General features: G+C 70.3%; 13 protein-coding genes. 8 read left to right on the forward strand and 5 right to left on the reverse strand.

What is annotated here, in order from left to right:
* The first annotated feature begins 393 nt into the window (after positions 1–393).
* The 6 genes from WMF19_RS26715 to WMF19_RS26740 all read left to right on the forward strand — a co-directional run bounded on the left by WMF19_RS26715 (position 394) and on the right by WMF19_RS26740 (position 6,968).
* Positions 394–1,239: a polyphosphate polymerase domain-containing protein gene (locus WMF19_RS26715; protein WP_276596518.1), complete on the forward strand. Its 846-nt coding sequence runs from the start codon at positions 394–396 to the stop codon at positions 1,237–1,239.
* Positions 1,236–1,928, forward strand: a complete 693-nt coding sequence (locus WMF19_RS26720; RefSeq protein WP_437892945.1) for a DUF4956 domain-containing protein — start codon at positions 1,236–1,238, stop codon at positions 1,926–1,928. Before WMF19_RS26715 ends, WMF19_RS26720 begins: the two co-directional genes overlap by 4 nt.
* A 101-nt stretch (positions 1,929–2,029) precedes the next feature.
* Entirely contained in the window at positions 2,030–2,416 is a 387-nt protein-coding gene (locus tag WMF19_RS26725) for a VOC family protein (protein WP_437892946.1), read from the forward strand.
* A gap of 907 nt (positions 2,417–3,323) precedes the next feature.
* Positions 3,324–4,340 (forward strand): SUMF1/EgtB/PvdO family nonheme iron enzyme, encoded by a 1,017-nt coding sequence (locus tag WMF19_RS26730; protein WP_437892947.1) that lies wholly within the window; start codon positions 3,324–3,326, stop codon positions 4,338–4,340.
* Positions 4,341–4,874: 534 nt separating this feature from the next.
* Complete coding sequence (locus WMF19_RS26735; RefSeq protein WP_437892948.1) at positions 4,875–6,287, forward strand: endo-1,4-beta-xylanase; 1,413 nt, start codon at positions 4,875–4,877, stop codon at positions 6,285–6,287.
* A 48-nt stretch (positions 6,288–6,335) separates the two neighbouring features.
* A complete protein-coding gene (locus WMF19_RS26740) occupies positions 6,336–6,968 on the forward strand; it encodes a DUF6151 family protein (protein ID WP_437892949.1) in 633 nt (210 codons plus the stop codon).
* A 46-nt stretch (positions 6,969–7,014) separates the two neighbouring features.
* Here the strand turns inward: WMF19_RS26740 and WMF19_RS26745 are convergent, their stop codons facing one another.
* Together WMF19_RS26745 and WMF19_RS26750 are read right to left on the reverse strand one after the other, a co-directional pair.
* Positions 7,015–8,046, reverse strand: a complete 1,032-nt coding sequence (locus WMF19_RS26745; RefSeq protein WP_437892950.1) for an endonuclease/exonuclease/phosphatase family protein — start codon at positions 8,044–8,046, stop codon at positions 7,015–7,017.
* 222 nt (positions 8,047–8,268) lie between these two features.
* The gene (locus tag WMF19_RS26750; RefSeq protein WP_437892951.1) at positions 8,269–8,964 is read right to left on the reverse strand and encodes an MmcQ/YjbR family DNA-binding protein; all 696 of its coding nucleotides are present in this window, start codon (positions 8,962–8,964) and stop codon (positions 8,269–8,271) included.
* A gap of 126 nt (positions 8,965–9,090) precedes the next feature.
* Here WMF19_RS26750 and manA point away from each other — a divergent pair, with 126 nt between their 5' ends.
* Positions 9,091–10,290, forward strand: coding sequence for a mannose-6-phosphate isomerase, class I (manA, locus tag WMF19_RS26755; RefSeq protein ID WP_437892952.1), 1,200 nt, complete (start codon positions 9,091–9,093; stop codon positions 10,288–10,290).
* Positions 10,291–10,489: 199 nt separating this feature from the next.
* On the opposite strand, the gene WMF19_RS26760 is transcribed toward manA, so the two are convergent.
* From WMF19_RS26760 to WMF19_RS26770, 3 genes are all read right to left on the reverse strand, one after another.
* Positions 10,490–11,794: a GNAT family N-acetyltransferase gene (locus WMF19_RS26760; RefSeq protein ID WP_437892953.1), complete on the reverse strand. Its 1,305-nt coding sequence runs from the start codon at positions 11,792–11,794 to the stop codon at positions 10,490–10,492.
* Between the two features lie 85 nt (positions 11,795–11,879).
* Positions 11,880–12,659, reverse strand: coding sequence for a metallophosphoesterase family protein (locus WMF19_RS26765; protein WP_437892954.1), 780 nt, complete (start codon positions 12,657–12,659; stop codon positions 11,880–11,882).
* Positions 12,625–13,878: a carboxylate--amine ligase gene (locus WMF19_RS26770; protein WP_437790389.1), complete on the reverse strand. Its 1,254-nt coding sequence runs from the start codon at positions 13,876–13,878 to the stop codon at positions 12,625–12,627. The genes WMF19_RS26765 and WMF19_RS26770 overlap by 35 nt, the downstream gene beginning before the upstream one ends.
* Before the next feature lie 643 nt (positions 13,879–14,521).
* Between WMF19_RS26770 and WMF19_RS26775 the strand changes: the two genes are divergently transcribed.
* The gene (locus WMF19_RS26775; protein ID WP_437892955.1) at positions 14,522–14,971 is read left to right on the forward strand and encodes a hypothetical protein; all 450 of its coding nucleotides are present in this window, start codon (positions 14,522–14,524) and stop codon (positions 14,969–14,971) included.
* The last annotated feature ends 16 nt before the right edge of the window (positions 14,972–14,987 follow it).

Here is a 14,987-nt window from a genome sequence, read left to right on the forward strand (position 1 = left end):
GGCGCGTCGCGACGGCTTCGCCGCCCGCGAGGAACGGCTCACGAGATCGACTCATGACGACGCGATCATGAGCCGGGCGCTCGTGGCACAGACAGGCAGCGACAACACGTCCGCGGGCCCCCTACCAGCGACCACGCCGGAGCACGCGCCGGCGCCGAGGAGCGCGCCGGCCCGCGTCACCCCGGCAGCCGAAAGTTCGCCCCGCCGGCACCGCCCCCGAGCCCCTGGCAGCCCAGGGCGAGGAACAGCGCCAGGCCCCGCGCCGCGCCGCGCCGCGGCGGGCGCTCCCCCTAGCAGCGCTGCCGCAGGCGCGCACGTTGCAGGGAAAGCACAAAGATCTCGTGGACCAGAGATGAATTCCGCTTGCGGACGCGGGTAAAATTTGTGTCATTATTGCGTGGCTACCGTAACAATTTCGCGACGCGCGGCAGCGCGGCGCTCTTGCCCTTGACGACCGAGGAGGCGAGAGTCCTGGACGTCATCGAACGATACGAGTTCAAGTACCTGGTGCCGGAGCGCCTCGTCCCGGATATCCGGGCCACGGCCTGCTCGGTCGGCCGGATTGACCGGTACGCCGGCCCGGACGGCGTGTACCGCATCCGGTCGCTCTACCTCGACACGCGCGGGTTCGACCTCTACTGGGCCAACGCCCGCGAGCAGCGCGACCGCTTCAAGCTGCGGGTGCGCAACTATCCTGGGAAGACCAGCCCGGCCTTCCTGGAGGTGAAGCGGCGCGTCCAGGATGTGATCATCAAGTCGCGCGCGGCGGTGCCGGCGAGCGATTGGCGCGATCTGCTCGCGCCCGGCCGCCCCCCCTCGCTCGATCGGCTCTCGCCGGGCGCGCGGAAGGCCGCGGAGAAGTTCATCGGCGCGTTCCACCGCCACGACCTCAGGCCGGCGCTCCTCGTCGACTACGAGCGCGAGGCCTACGAGAGCACCATCGACACCTACGCGCGCCTGACGTTCGACCGGAAGATCGTCTGTCAGCGCAGGGAAACGATGGATCTCGACGCCTCCGAAGGGGGGTGGCGCCCGGTCGACCACCCCGTCCAGACGCAGACGCCCGAGCCCGTCTGCGTGCTCGAGCTCAAATTCGAGCGCAGGCCGCCGCCGTGGATGGTGGCGCTCGTGCGACGCCTCGACCTCGTCCGGCACTCGTTCTCCAAGTACTGCTACGGCGTCACCGCGCAGCTGACGCTGCCGGAGGCGCGGTCGGCCCGGGTCGCAGGGTGGCAATGATGGACTGGCTCGCGGCGCTCTCGCACGGCGCGGCCGTCGAGTGGCGCGAGGCGCTCGTCTCCCTGCTCGTCGCCTTCGGGCTCACGCAGGGCATCGCCGGCGTCTACATGCTCACGTTCCGCGGCCTCTCGTACTCCCGGACGGTCGTCCAGAGCATGGCGCTCGGCAGCATCATCACGTGCACGCTCATGCTCGCCGTCGGCAACAACATCGCGGCCGGCATCGGGATCGCGGGGGGCGTCTCCGCGATCCGGTTCCGCACCACGATGCGCGATCCGCGCGACGTCGTGTTCGTCTTCGCGTCGCTCACCATCGGCATGGCGAGCGGCGCGCGGGCCTACGGCGCGGCGATCGCGGGGGCGGCGATGTTCGGCGTCGCGACGCTCTTGCTCCACGTCACCGGCTACGGGTCGCGCCGGCAGCCGGACGGGCTGCTCCGGTTCGTGGCGCCGGCCGGCCAGGCCGGCACGGAGATCGCCGGCGCGATCGCGGGCATCCTCCGCGAGCACTGCGGCACCTTCTCGCTCGTCACCCTGCGCGAGGCGGCGCAGGGTACCGTCATGGAGCACGCCTACCAGATCCGCGTTCGCCACCCCGACCTGCGGGCCGGCCTCGTGACGAGCCTGCAGGCGTTGCCCGGCGTGGCGGACGTGAGCCTGATGCTCCAGGAGCCGACGCTGGACCTCTGACCACGGCGACGCACCCTATCCGCTGATGCGCAGGCAGCAATCTCACTCCCCTGGGCGCATCACGTGGCGGCCACACCGTGGTAGCCGTGGTAACAGAGCGCATGCACAAGAGTCGCCTGGCCGGGTTCATCATCGACTGCCGAACCGACGATCTCGATAGCGCCGCGCGTTTCTGGAGCGCGGCGCTCGGGATGCGATCGCGCGGCCGGGACGGCGAGGCGTACGTCCGCCTGGACGCGTCTGCGCGCGATCTTTCGGTCGAGGTGCAGAGCGTGAAGCACGGGAGCCGCGTTCACCTCGACATCGAGACCGACGACGTCGAAGCCGAGGTGCGCCGCCTCGAGCGGCTCGGCGCCAAGCGGGTCACGCAGGCCTCGACGTGGTGGGTGCTCGAGGCGCCGACCGGCCAGCGCTTCTGCGTGGTGAGGACCGCTCACCCGGACTCGCCCGGCTTCTCCACGTGGGACGACGAGGGGAACCCCGCGTAGAAGCGGCGGCCCTGGCCCCGACGCCCGCCGTTGGGCAATTCGACGGTGAGCGTCGCGCATCCGCCCGCCGCGCTCCGCATGCCGCCATGCGCTGCGACGAAGCGTCGTGCGATGAACAGGCCAAGACCCCACCTCGGGAGCTCCACACGGACGTCGCGCATTCGAGGCGATCGGAGAGGCGATCCCGACGAGCTCTCCGAGCCGCTCCATTGGGTGATTCGAGGACTCCATGAGCTCGAAACACCATGTCCTTGATCTCGCGGAGCACCCTCGCCCCGCGCCCCTCAAGCTCGCTGGCCACCAGGAGGCCTGCGCCGGCGCTCGCGGTGCACACCGCGGCTTCCAGACCTGCAAGTAGCCATGCAGTTCCGCGGATACTGGACGCGCGCTGACCTCCTGACGTGGCCCGCCTGTGGCCTCGGCGTGCCGGCGCGACAGAGGGGAGAGGCCCGGATCCCCGCCTGAGCCCTCCGGTCGCGACGTGACGGCGCGCGACGCCCTCGCCCGACGGCGCGGCCGCCGGCCAGGACAGCTCGGCCGGCACGCGCGCAAAGGCCGGCGGCCAGCCAGCCACCCGCGCAAGAAGCAGAGGCAGGGCGCGCATATCGCGCGCGGGCCGGTGTGCCGGGGTGGCCGCGCTGGCCGGCCATCCTGGACCACCGGGCGGCCACGCCACGGGACAAAGCAACGGCCAACAGCCCTGTAACCCGGCTTTTCCGGGGTAAGGCAGCAGGCCGAGATTTTGCAATGCCTCCCAATGGCTCCCGACGCTCGCGGAGAAATCGAGGCGAGCCCGGGTCAGCATCAATTTTGGCCCACGTCTGTAGGCTGATGTAGCCAAACGTGGGAAGAGGTTAACGTGCGTATCCTGGGCTTCACGGTACTGACACTGCTTGGCGTTGCGACCTTGAGCTGCACCGGTCCCTCGTACAGCGACGGGAGCGGGGGCGGAGGTGGAGGCGACGCCCGGCACGCCGAGATTCCCGAGAAGTCGGCGGAGATGTCCGACCCGCTGCCGGTCGAGACGCCCGCGACGAAGGCGGAGATGACCGACCCGCTGCCGGTCGAGATGCCGGCGGCAGAGGTGGAGAACTCGGACCCCCTGCCGGTCGAGCCTCCAGCCGCAGAGAGCGACGAGCCGCCGGGCCAGCCGACGATGATCGAGGTGCCGATCGCGCTGCCCGGCTCGACCCAGGGCTGCCCCGACGGGATGGTGCGGGTGGAGGGCGAGTATTGCAGCGCCGTGGTGCAGGAATGCCTCGAGCACCATCCCGAATGGACAAAGCGCCACGGCGAGCCGGGGGTCGCCGCCCGATGCTTGCGATTCCGCGAGCCGTCGCGGTGCGTCGCCGGGAAGACCGAGCATCTCTCGTTCTGCATGGACCGGTACGAGTACCCGAACGTACCGGGCGCGCTGCCGCGCACGCTGACCTCGTGGGAGCAAGCCGCCGGGCTCTGCGCGGAGCAGGGCAAGCGGCTCTGCACCGAGGCCGAGTTCAATTTCGCCTGCGAAGGTCCCGAGTCGCTGCCTTACGTCTACGGCTACGAGCGGAATGCCGAGACGTGCAATCAGGACCGAGACTACCGCTTTCCCGACCACTCCCAGCGGCTGCTCCACTACGAAGCGTGCAAGCAGAACGCGCGATGCGCCGCAGAGCTCGCGCGCCTGGACGGCCGCGAGCCCGCCGGCGGGCGCGCGGAGTGCGCCTCGTGGGCGGGCGTCTTCGACCTGAACGGCAACGTCAACGAGTGGGTGGTGCGCACCGATCAGAAGGCCCCTTACCGCAGCGGACTCAAGGGCGGATGGTGGGGTCCGATCCGGAGCGCATGCCGCCCGATGACGACCTTTCACAAGGAAGACGACTACGGCTACGAGGTCGGCTTCCGCTGCTGCGCGGACGCCGAGACACACCCCGCGGGGTGAGCGCGGCCCGCGGGCCACGCATCCACCCGTGCTTCTCACCTCGCGCCCGCACGCCGCGGGAGCAACGGTATCCCCCCGAGCGCACGGCTCGGCGATCGAACCATCGTTGCAGTTGCAGTTCCAGACCAGAACGGCGGACGGAGCGCACGTCGTTCCGTCGCGGGCCAGTGAATGCAACGGGACTGTATCAGAGAGCCGATCGCGCGAAGCGCTTGACATCGCATCCCATGTGCATGCTTAAGTCAGGTGTCATGCTCGGCCTCGTCTCGCGCCGGGTATGGCGTCGTAAATCTTTCTTCGACAGTCACGGTGTGATCGTGCAACGGCCATTGTCGATCGCATATCGCTCTGGCCACAATCTTACAAATTCGACCCGATGGGCGGCAGGGCTCGCAGGCGCAACTCTGTTTTACTTATTCGCCTTGAACGCACTCTTGCGGCTCCGCCGGCCGGATCATGGAGGACCTTATGCGGTTCGATCGCTTATTTGGCCCTATCTCCTTTTCGTTCGCGTGCTGCCTGGTCGCCTGCGCCATGGAGCCCGCTGACCTGGAAGACAGCGACGCCCTAGAGTCGGGGTTGAGCAGCCCGGACAACACGATGAAGGCCGAGCTCTCGTTCCAGTCGCAATGGACCGGCGGGTACTGCGCGAACGTGACGGTGACGAACACGAGCAACAGCGCGGCCACGTCGTGGGGTCTGGTCGTCGGGCTCAACGGCGCCACGCTGGCCAACCTGTGGAACGCGCGCTCCACGACGTCGGGCGGGCAGCTGAACGTCACCAACGAGAGCTACAATGGCTCGCTGGCCGCGGGCCGCTCGACGTCATGGGGGTTCTGCGCGAACGGCACCGGGAGCCCCACGATCGTCTCGGTCAAGGGCAATGGAGGCTCGAGCACCAGCACGAGCACTTCCTCATCGAGCAGCAGCAGCTCGAGCTCCTCGTCGAGCAGCAGTTCAAGCTCCTCATCGAGCTCCTCGACGAGCAGCGGCGCGGGCGGGGCGGGCGGCGGGGGCGGCGCGGGTGGCTCCGGCGGCTCCGGCGGCTCGGGCGGCTCCGGCGGCTCGGGTGGCGGCACCCCGACTGGCGCGAAGTTCGTGGGCAACATCACGACGAACGGCGCCGTGCGCACCGGCTTCGCGAACTACTGGAACCAGATCACGCCCGAGAACGAGGGCAAGTGGGGCTCCGTCGAGAGGACCCGCGGCCAGAAGGACTGGAGCAAGCTCGACGCGATTTACAAGTACGCGAAGGACAACCGCATCGCGTTCAAACAGCACACGTTCGTCTGGGGCAGCCAGCAGCCCGACTGGCTCGCGGGGCTCTCCGGGTCGGAGCAGCAGGCGGCCGTGAGGGACTGGATGCGGTCGTTCTGCACGCGCTACCCGGATACGAAGTACATCGACGTCGTCAACGAGCCGCCGCCCCACACGACGCCCTCTTACAAGAACGGCATCGGCGGCGACGGGGCGAGCGGCTATGACTGGATCGTCAACTCCTTCAAGTGGGCTCGCGAGTTCTGCCCGAACGCGAAGCTGATCCTCAACGACTACAACAACATCGAGTACGAGGGCGATCACCAGAACTTCATGAAGATCGCGAGGGCGGTGATCAACGCAGGCGCCCCTGTCGACGCGCTCGGCGCGCAGGCCCACGACGCCTACAAGCTCAACACCAACACGGTGAAGGGATACATCGACAAGCTCGCGTCGCTGGGCAAGCCCGTGTACATCACCGAGTACGATATCGGCATCGCGAGCGACGAGGAGCAGCGCCGGGTGATGCAGGAACAGTTCACGATGTTCTGGAACCACCCTTCCGTCCCCGGCATCACGCTGTGGGGTTACATCGTGGGCTCCACCTGGAGGGCCAACACGGGCCTCCAGCAGCCGAACGGCACCATGCGGCCGGCCATGACCTGGCTGATGGACTTCCTCGACCGCTGACGACCGGAAGCGCGCACGGCGCGCGTCGAGCCGTGCTATGCGAGCCGGATGTCCAGAGACGTCGAGCTCCAGTGTCGCTGCGGAAAGGTCCACGGATGGCTGCGCGGTGCATCGCCGGACGCGGTGAACCGCGCGGTCTGCTACTGCGACGATTGTCAGGCGTTCGCGCACCATCTCGGCCGCGCCGACCTGCTCGACGAGCACGGCGGCACGGACATCGTGCAGGTGGCGCCTTCGGCTGTCTCGTTCGACCGCGGCAGCGAGCTCGTCGTCGCGGCGCGCCTGACGCCCAAGGGCCTCTATCGCTGGTACGCGAGCTGCTGCAAGACGCCGCTGGGCAACACGTTGACGCCGCGGCTGCCGTTCGTCGGCATCGTCACCGAGCTGTTCCAGCAAGCCCCGAGCGCGCTCCCGTGCGACGAGGTCTTCGGCGCGCCGCGCGGCGCCATCATGGGCAAGTTTGCGATCGGCGAGCCGCCGCCCGGGTCGGTGAGGCCGAGCGTGCGCTTTCTCGCGCACGCCGCCCGGAAGCTGCTTGGCTGGACGCTCCGCGGCAAGGCGTGGCCGCATCCGTTCTTCGATCGCGCGACCGGGAGTCCGAAGTACCCCATCACGGTGCTGTCCGCGGCCGAGCGCGAGGCGCTGCGCCCGCTGTGCGGCCCGCGTCCGGCGCGCGCATGACGGGCCGGCTCGAGCTTCCCCGGCTCGTCCTCGCGGCGACGCCGCGCTAGCGCTCCCCACGCCCTTCGCGCGGAGTGCCCCTCCAGCGCAGGTCGGCGACGATGGGGAGGTGATCCGAGCCGAGATCCGGGCCGACCCACGCGCGCTCGGTCGTCCAGCCAGGCCCGGCGAGCACGTGGTCGATACGGACGCCAAACCAGCGCGTGCGCTTCGTCGCGCCGAACCCCAGGCCGGCGCGCGAGAACGCGTTCTCGAAGCCCGCCCAGAAGCGCCGGTAGATGGCGCTGTCGACCGGCATGTTGAAGTCGCCGGCGACGACGACCGGATAGGGCGCCTCGTCGACCCACTGCCGCGCGAGCTCGGACTCCCAGACACGCAATGCGATGACGCGGTCGTGCTCCTCCGCCTGCTTCCACAGGCCGTGCATCAGCGCCTCGATCGCCTCGCGGGGCGTCTCCAGGTGCAGGTTGAGCAGGCTGAAGGTGCGGATGCCGGGCGGCTCATGGGCGCCCGACCGTGGCGCGTCCGGCAGCGCGATCGCGTAGCGGAGGATCGCGCCGTGGCCGCCTCGATTCCAGACGTCGCGGCGATCCCTGGACTCGACCTCGAGGAGAGGGTGCCGGCTCACAAGGCACATCCCCTGCTCTACGTGGACGGACCACCCCGGGAATGCAGCGCTCAGCTCCGGCTCCTGCGCCGAGCACTCCTGCAGGGCGAGCACGTCGGGCCGGGTCTCGGCCACGAAGCCCTTGAGTCGATCGACGTTCATGGCGCGGCTCCCCGTGTTGAAGGAGGCGACGCGCAGATCGGCGCTGTCGGCGTCTCCGGAAAGGGCCCGGAGCGAGAACGTGAAACCCAGGATCGGCCCGGCCACGATCGCCGAGGCCAGCGCCGCCGGGACGAGAGCGCGGCGCTGCACGAGGAGCGCGGCGGGCACGATCACGAGCAGAGGGAGGGCGACGATCTGGCGCGGGCCGAAGAGAAAGAGCGTCCCTGGCCACCACCGGTCGCCCACGATGGGCAGGGCGAGCCAGATCGACGCGACCGCGAGGAGGTAGAGCACGGCGACGGCGAGCACGAAGAACCGCAGCCGGCGCCAGCGTGGTGGGGACGAAGGAAGCCTGCCAGCATGCGGTTGCGGCTCGGACGGCGCATCCCTGGATGGCTCGCGGTGGCGCATCGATGTTCCTCCGTCGGCGTGTAGAGTCCATCTCGACGCGCGGGGGCGGCCAGGAACGCACTCAACCTGACCGGCCGGGCGCGCTGGCCGCCTTCGCTGGCGCCGCCTCGTTCACAAGCGTTACGGGCTTCGCCGGCTCTCCTTCTCCGCCGCCTTCTTGGCGAGAGCCGCTCTGTCCGCCGTCTTCTGAGCGGGAGCCCCCTTCTCCGCCGTTACCTTCTTGGCGGGAGATCCCTTCGTCGCCGTCACCTTCTTCTCCGGAGTCCCCTTTCCCGATACCACCTTCTTGGTGGGAGACCCCTTCGTCGCCGCCGCCTTCTTCCCCGGAGTCCCCCTCTCCGCCGCGGCCTTCCCCGCTGCAACGGCCGTCGTCCGCGCCTCTCGCTGGCTCGCCGCCGCACGCTCTCCAGGAGCCCTTTTCGTCCCGGACTCCCGCGGCGCCGCCCCCTCCAGCGACTGCAAAGTCCGCTTCGGCGCCACCGCGCGATAGCTCTCCTCGATCCACTCGAGCATCATCGCCTCGGGCACGCGATCCTTCGGCCCGAAGCGCGCCGTCACCCAGCCGCTCTTGCCGAGGTTGTACCCCGTCGGCTCCGCGAACGGCAGCATGAGCGCGGCCTCGCCGGACTGCGGGAGCTTGGCCGTGACATGCAGCTTCCCTTCGTGGGTGTTGAGGAAGACGAAGATCTTCCCGCGCACCTTGGCGACACGGTCGCCCCAGGGGAACTCCTCCACGGCCTCGGGATAGGCCAGCGCGGCGTCGCGCAGCCTCGCGAGGATCGGCGTGAACCTCGCGTCGTCCTGGCGCATCGTCATCCGGCGAGCGTAGAGCGCTCGCACGACCTCGTAAAGCCGGAACGGCGGCCGCTCACAGCCCGATCGAGAGCTGATTTCTCGGGTGCCATGAGGTAGGGTTGCGCCTTGCAGGAGCACGTTATCCCCATGTTTTCGCTCGAGAACCGTGTTCAGGAGTACGCCTGGGGCTCCCGGGACGCCATCGCGACGCTGCTCGGACAGCGCCCCTCCGACAAACCGCAGGCCGAGCTCTGGATGGGAGCGCACCCGGCGGCCTCCTCGTGCATCGAGCTCGACGGGGGCCGCGAGCGCCTGATCGACGCCATCTCCAGGCACGCGGACGCATTCCTCGGCGGACCCGCGCGCGATCGCTTCGGCGCTCGGCTCCCCTTTCTCCTCAAGGTGCTCGCGGCCGACCAGCCGCTGTCGCTCCAGGCACACCCGGACGAGGCGCAGGCGCGGCGCGGGTTCGACGCGGAGAACGCCGCCGGCGTCCCGATCGACGCCCCCGAGCGGACCTACCGCGACCCGCACCACAAACCCGAGCTCATCTGCGCGCTCACCCCGTTCGACGCCCTCTGCGGGTTCCGGCCGGCCACGGCCCTGCCGGAGGTCTTCGAGCTCCTCGCCGGAGGGCCAGGGGACGCGCTCGTCCCGCGCAGCGCGGATGCGATCGACGCGGCCGCGGTCGCGCGGCTCGTCCAGGGCCTGCTCGCGCTCGAGCCGGCCGCCCGGCGCGAGCTCGTGTCCTCGGTGGTCGAGGCGTGCCGGGCGCGCGCCCAGGCGGGCGGATGGCTCGCGCGGGCCGCTGGCTGGGCGCTCCGCCTGCACGAGCTCTACCCGGGCGACGTCGGCGTCGTGATCGCGCTCCTGCTCAACGACGTGCACCTCGAGCCGGGCGAGGCGCTGTACCTGCCGCCGCGCAGGCTGCACGCCTATGTGCAGGGCGTCGGGATCGAGATCATGGCGAGCTCCGACAATGTGCTGCGCGGCGGGCTCACGCCGAAGCGCGTCAACGTCGACGAGCTGATTCGCGTCCTCGATTTCGCGCCGTGGCGTGTCGAGCCCATCGCGCCGCGCCAGGTGGGCGTGGAGTCCTTCTATGACACCCCGGCGCCGGAGTTCCGGCTCTCCCGCATCGAGCTCGACGCCGCGGCCCCCTGGAGGACCGATGACCGCCGAGGCCCCGAGATCGTCCTCTGCACCCGGGGACAGGCCTCGCTGGTCGACGCGCGCGGCGCAGCCCGCGAGCTCGGCCAGGGCGGCTCGATCTTCGTCCCGTTCTCGTCGGGGAGCTACGTCATCGAGGGACATGGCCAGTTCTTCCGGGCTACCGTCGGCCTCTGAGGCCACCTCGAGAGACGCACCGCGACGCCGGGCAGCGGTCGCATTTCCCCGTCGAGAGCGCCCATGAAGATGGGGAGACATTGAGCGGTTCTTCCCATCTTCCCGCCTTGCTATTCAAATCCGACCACCCTCCGATTCCGGTCCCCTGGCCTCTGCCCGCAGAAGAGGAACAGGGGGCCACAGAGCACGGGACAGGAGCCTAGGATTTCTGTTCTTGGCGAACGGCTCGCTCCGAGGCGGCTCGCTCCCGCACAGCGCGCGGGGGGCTGGCGCGATCTGCCTGGGCGACCGCGGGCTCGCCGCGCGGGGTCTCCTGCCCGTCCGCGGGCCCGCGCGCGAGCGACACGGCGGCGGAGCGCCACGTCGCGAGGACGCGCCGCTTCAGCGCGCGGAGCTCGTGCGCGGCGAGCTCCGCGGCGCGGCGGGCGCTGTCGTTCACGGAGGGACGCGCGGCCCGGAGCTCGATGAGCGGCCGCGCCGATAGCGAGAGGGCCAGCTTGTACTGGCAAGGGCTGTCCAGAAAATCGTATTCGCGCCGCCCCTCCGCGATCGCAGCGCGGATGGCAAAGGCGTGGATCACGGTCCCCGGCCGGAGCCCCTTCGGCAAGTCGACCCTGCGCCCGCACTGGTAGAAGTAGATCTTGTTGTCCCACACAAGGTTATAGAGCGCCGCGATGGGCTCGCCGCGCGCCGAGAGCCACGCGAGATCGAGGGCGCCGCGCTCGAACATCGCGGGCATCACCTCGTCGTGGAACTCGCGAAAGCGCTGCGAGGCGAACACGCCCGCGCGCCCGTCGGCCGACCAGCGCTCGGCGTGCAAGCGGAGCAGGATCTCGCGCGCGCGCTCGAGCTCCGCGCGCGTCCTCGCCCGCTCGAACCTCAGCGTGCCGCCCGCCCACGCCTCGAGATCGCGCGTCGAGCGGCGCACGAGGTAGCGGCGCGACGCGGAGAGCGCGCTCAGGTACTTCTCCCAGCTGGACGGCAGCGGGATGTAGGGCGAGGCGTCCGTGACCTCGATCCGCGCGTCGATGCCGTGCTTCCGGAGCTCGCGCGAGAGGATCACGGCGAGCGCGCCGTCGGGGCGCATGGCCGGCATCACCAGCTCGTCCCAGGCCCCGAGCGCCGCGCCCGCAAGCGCGCCGGCGAGCGCGTGCGCGACGTCGGCCTCGGCGCCCCGCTCGGCGATGACACCGAGGTTGCAAGAGCAGACCTCGTCGGCCTGATCCTCCCCTGAGGCGATGAGCTCCAGCCGGCGAAAGGGGATGCCGCTGCGGTGCCGGCAGCGGCGCTCCAGCAGCGGCGCGAGGCCGACCAGGCGGGACCCATCGAAGAAGAGCGCGGCGCGCAGCGAGCGGCCCTGCGCGCCGAACACGCGCCACCAGGCGAGCATCCAGTCCGGCGTGAGCATCGGCTCGTTCATGCCGCTCCGCCCCATCAGTTCTTCCCAAGCCCCACGCATCGCGGCGAGCTCGGCGACATCGGTCACCAGGTGAAACCGCAGCATCTCCCCCTCCTTACGCACAACCCCGCACGCCGTCCGCCGCCGCTCCGCCGGGCCTCGCAGCGGCGCGGCGGCGGCGGCGCTCCCCTCAGCGCCATCGTGGCCGCAGGTGGGCAAGCGCCGCCCGCGCCGCCACGACGCGCTTGTCCAGCCATGTCATTCGATACCCCCCCTCGGCGGCGCGCCGCTCGGCGCGCTCGTGTTCATAAGGGACCCGATGAAACGAGATCTCCTGTCGCGACGAGTCGAAGAGGGCGAGCTCGGCGAGCTTCTCGCGCCTCCGGGCCGCGTCGACCGAGCCGGGGTTGATGAAGAAGCACCGGCCCCCGCGGCCGAGCGAGATCCGCTCGCCCGTCGGCCGCGGCGTCGCGACCCCCGCATCGACCTCGTAGAGCGCCTGGACGTGGGTGTGCCCGAAGAAGCAGATGCGCCCGCTCGGCTCATGCTCCCTGAGGAGCAGCGCGTTCGCCTCGATGTGCGCGGGGCTCACCATGTACTCGCAGGCGTCGGCGACGCCGCCGTGGATGAGGACGATCTCGCCCTCGATGAGGCGCCGCCTGGGTAGCAGGGCGAGGGCCCGCTTGCTGTCCGCGGAGAGCGCGACGCGCGTGCGCCGGAGCGCGAACGCCGCCTTGGTGCCGCAACGCTCGGTGCCGATCCGACCGATCGCGATGAGGTCGTGGTTGCCCGCGATCGCGAGGGTCGGCGGCCGCGCGAGCAGGCGCACGCACACGTCGGAGTCCGCGTTGTACCCGACGATATCCCCGAGGCAGAGCAGGCGCTCCACCCCCCGCTCCGCGAGGAACGCCTGCACGGCCGAGAGGGCCTCGAGGTTACCGTGAATGTCCGCGATGATCCCGTAGAGCATGGCGCGCCACCTTTCGTGTGAGGAATGAGCTGGCCCATCGCGCGAACGGCTTCGGGTCGTCCCAGGCGAACGCGTCATAGACGGTGCGCGCCCCGGCGACCGTGCCCAGCCAGCCCGCGAGGGATGCGCTGCTGCGCTGCTCCCGGAACGCGCGGTAGACACGGTAGAGGTCGAGCCAGCGGTAGCTGGGGGCGGCGCGCGGCGGCGCAGGCGGGCGCCGGCCCTCGACCAGGTAGTCGTACGCGACGCGCGGCAGGTTGACGCCCGCCGCGGCGCCCACGTGGTTCCAGAGGGTGTACCGGGCATTGACCTCGAGGGTGTAGAGCGCGCCGCTCCTTGCGTCGCGGACGAGGTCGATCTTGAAGGGCCCCTTGAGCCCAAGCTTCGCGGCGACGTCGCGCCCGGCCGCGGCGACCGCCTCGTCGCCCGTGATCTCGACGACCGCGCTCTCGCCGGCGAAGGCCGGGTAGGTGCGGAGCTTGCGGCCGCAGAACCACGCGAGCAGCTCCCCCTCCTCGTCCGCGAACCCGTGGAACGACACGAGATCGACGACGCCGCCCGGGATGTGCTCCTGGACGATCAGGTCCTGCTTGAGGCGCGCGAAATGCGGGTGCGCAAGGAGCTCGGCCCGCGTGTTGAAGAGGCGCGCCTTGCCAGCGCCGCCGAGCAGATCGCGCTGGATCTCGGCCCAGGCCGACTTGCGGCGCGGCTTCACGAGGAGCGGCTCGCGCAGGCTCGCGGGATCGCCGCCGGGCCGCAGCGTGCGCGGCGCGAGGACGCCTCTCGCCTCGCAGAGGCCGTAGAAACCCTCCTTGTCGAGGAGAGACCAGCACACGTCCTCCTCGTTGAGGAGGAACAGGAAGTGCTGCGCCAGCGCTCTCCGGTGGCGGTAGACGAGATCGAGCTGCGGGTCGGTGCCGTAGGCCAGCGGGATCCTGCGTCCGAGGGCGGCGTGGAGCCGCGCCCCGAGGCGCAGCAGGGTCGCTGCCGACGCGGCCCGGCTCGCCTCGTCAAAGCCGGGCACGAGGCACGCGGCGCTCACGTGGCGCGAGCACAGGACCGCGTCGGTCGGGTCCTTGGTCACCACGATGACCGGGATCCCGGCCATCGCGTGGGGGCGGACCAGGGTGATGTCTCCTAGCACGAGCGCCGGGGGCCGCTCGGGGGAGAAGCGGGCAACATCGATGTCCTGTCCGTCCACGATCACCACGTTTGACATGAGTCCTCCCCTTCGAGAGCCTTTGACCGCAGCGAAGATCGGTGGCGGCAGCGCTCTGGCCTCCGCTCAGCTCGCGAGCGCCGGCGGCGAGCCCGCCGTCCAGGGCATCGCCGGAACGGACCTGGAATGGTCGGAGCCTCGATCCGGCGGATCGACACGAGCGCTGCGACACGCCTCAGGACGACATGGCGGACGGCAGGAGCGCGACTCACAATCAGTATACGGTGAATTTGCTGGCTGACAAGGGAATCACGCAACCAATGGAAAGCCAAGGTACAAGGCTGCACGACCAGGATAAGGACGTGGACCGCCGCTCCGAACCGAGGTGTTCTGCCCGGTGTCCAGGCGGCTGCGCGCCTCGCGAGCGGCGCTCGCCGGACGCAGATTGGCCGAGCGCGCCGGTTGAGTTGGCGTGTTCATTCGTCCACGACGTGGATCGGCTTCGGCCAGTCACGAAAGGTGAGCCGTCGGCAGATCGCGTGGGCACTGTAGAGTCATGCAGTCGCCCGGATGACGCGCTGGTCTCCAAGCAAGCGTGGGTGGTCGCCGTTCGGCCATTGAGGACCCATGCGGACTTGCTACGCGCCGGCCGGCGGGGGCTGCGATGCGGAGGGCACCGACTGCTGCCTCGATGAAGCCGTCTATGGCGACCATGGCCCGTGCCGAGTTCCGCTCGGCGGCCCCCGCGCCGGGGGCGCGAAGGATCGCTGCGCAGAAGCCACGAGGCGTGCTGGGCGCGCGCCAAGGCAGGTCCGAGCGCCGTCCCATCGCCGAGCGCGCGGCGTGCGAGGGCGAGCTCGCCGCCCGCGCTGCCAGCCCGCTGGAGATCCCCTGCGCGGGCAGTCGCACCGGCTTTGAGCAACACCGAGACGAGCTCCGTGGCCTCGGCGAGGTCGAAGAAGAGCTGATCGAGGGTCGCCTCGTCGAGCACCGCCTTTTGCAAGGGAGGCAGCGGGATCTGGTTGTTCCGCACGCCATCACCTACCCGCGCTTGCTCCTCCGGGTGATCGGCCAGAGCTTCGAGGGCTCGTGGCGCTGGGCTGCGGGCCTGACCCGGAGAAGATCGGCGATGCGCCCCGGGTGGACAGCTTGACCCGCGGCGCTGCCCA

Origin of the sequence: Sorangium sp. So ce124, assembly GCF_051525235.1 — a bacterium.
Lineage (GTDB): Bacteria > Myxococcota_A > Polyangia > Polyangiales > Polyangiaceae > Sorangium > Sorangium atrum.

Bases quoted from the DNA above. Each gene is read 5' to 3' on its own strand.
- WMF19_RS26775 (WP_437892955.1), top strand. From the start codon at position 14,522: ATGGCGACCATGGCCCGTGCCGAGTTCCGCTCGGCGGCCCCCGCGCCG.
- manA (WP_437892952.1), top strand. From the start codon at position 9,091: ATGTTTTCGCTCGAGAACCGTGTTCAGGAGTACGCCTGGGGCTCCCGG.
- WMF19_RS26720 (WP_437892945.1), top strand. From the start codon at position 1,236: ATGATGGACTGGCTCGCGGCGCTCTCGCACGGCGCGGCCGTCGAGTGG.
- WMF19_RS26725 (WP_437892946.1), top strand. From the start codon at position 2,030: ATGCACAAGAGTCGCCTGGCCGGGTTCATCATCGACTGCCGAACCGAC.
- WMF19_RS26760 (WP_437892953.1), bottom strand. From the start codon at position 11,794: ATGCTGCGGTTTCACCTGGTGACCGATGTCGCCGAGCTCGCCGCGATG.
- WMF19_RS26740 (WP_437892949.1), top strand. From the start codon at position 6,336: ATGTCCAGAGACGTCGAGCTCCAGTGTCGCTGCGGAAAGGTCCACGGA.
- WMF19_RS26735 (WP_437892948.1), top strand. From the start codon at position 4,875: ATGGAGCCCGCTGACCTGGAAGACAGCGACGCCCTAGAGTCGGGGTTG.
- WMF19_RS26750 (WP_437892951.1), bottom strand. From the start codon at position 8,964: ATGACGATGCGCCAGGACGACGCGAGGTTCACGCCGATCCTCGCGAGG.
- WMF19_RS26770 (WP_437790389.1), bottom strand. From the start codon at position 13,878: ATGTCAAACGTGGTGATCGTGGACGGACAGGACATCGATGTTGCCCGC.
- WMF19_RS26765 (WP_437892954.1), bottom strand. From the start codon at position 12,659: ATGCTCTACGGGATCATCGCGGACATTCACGGTAACCTCGAGGCCCTC.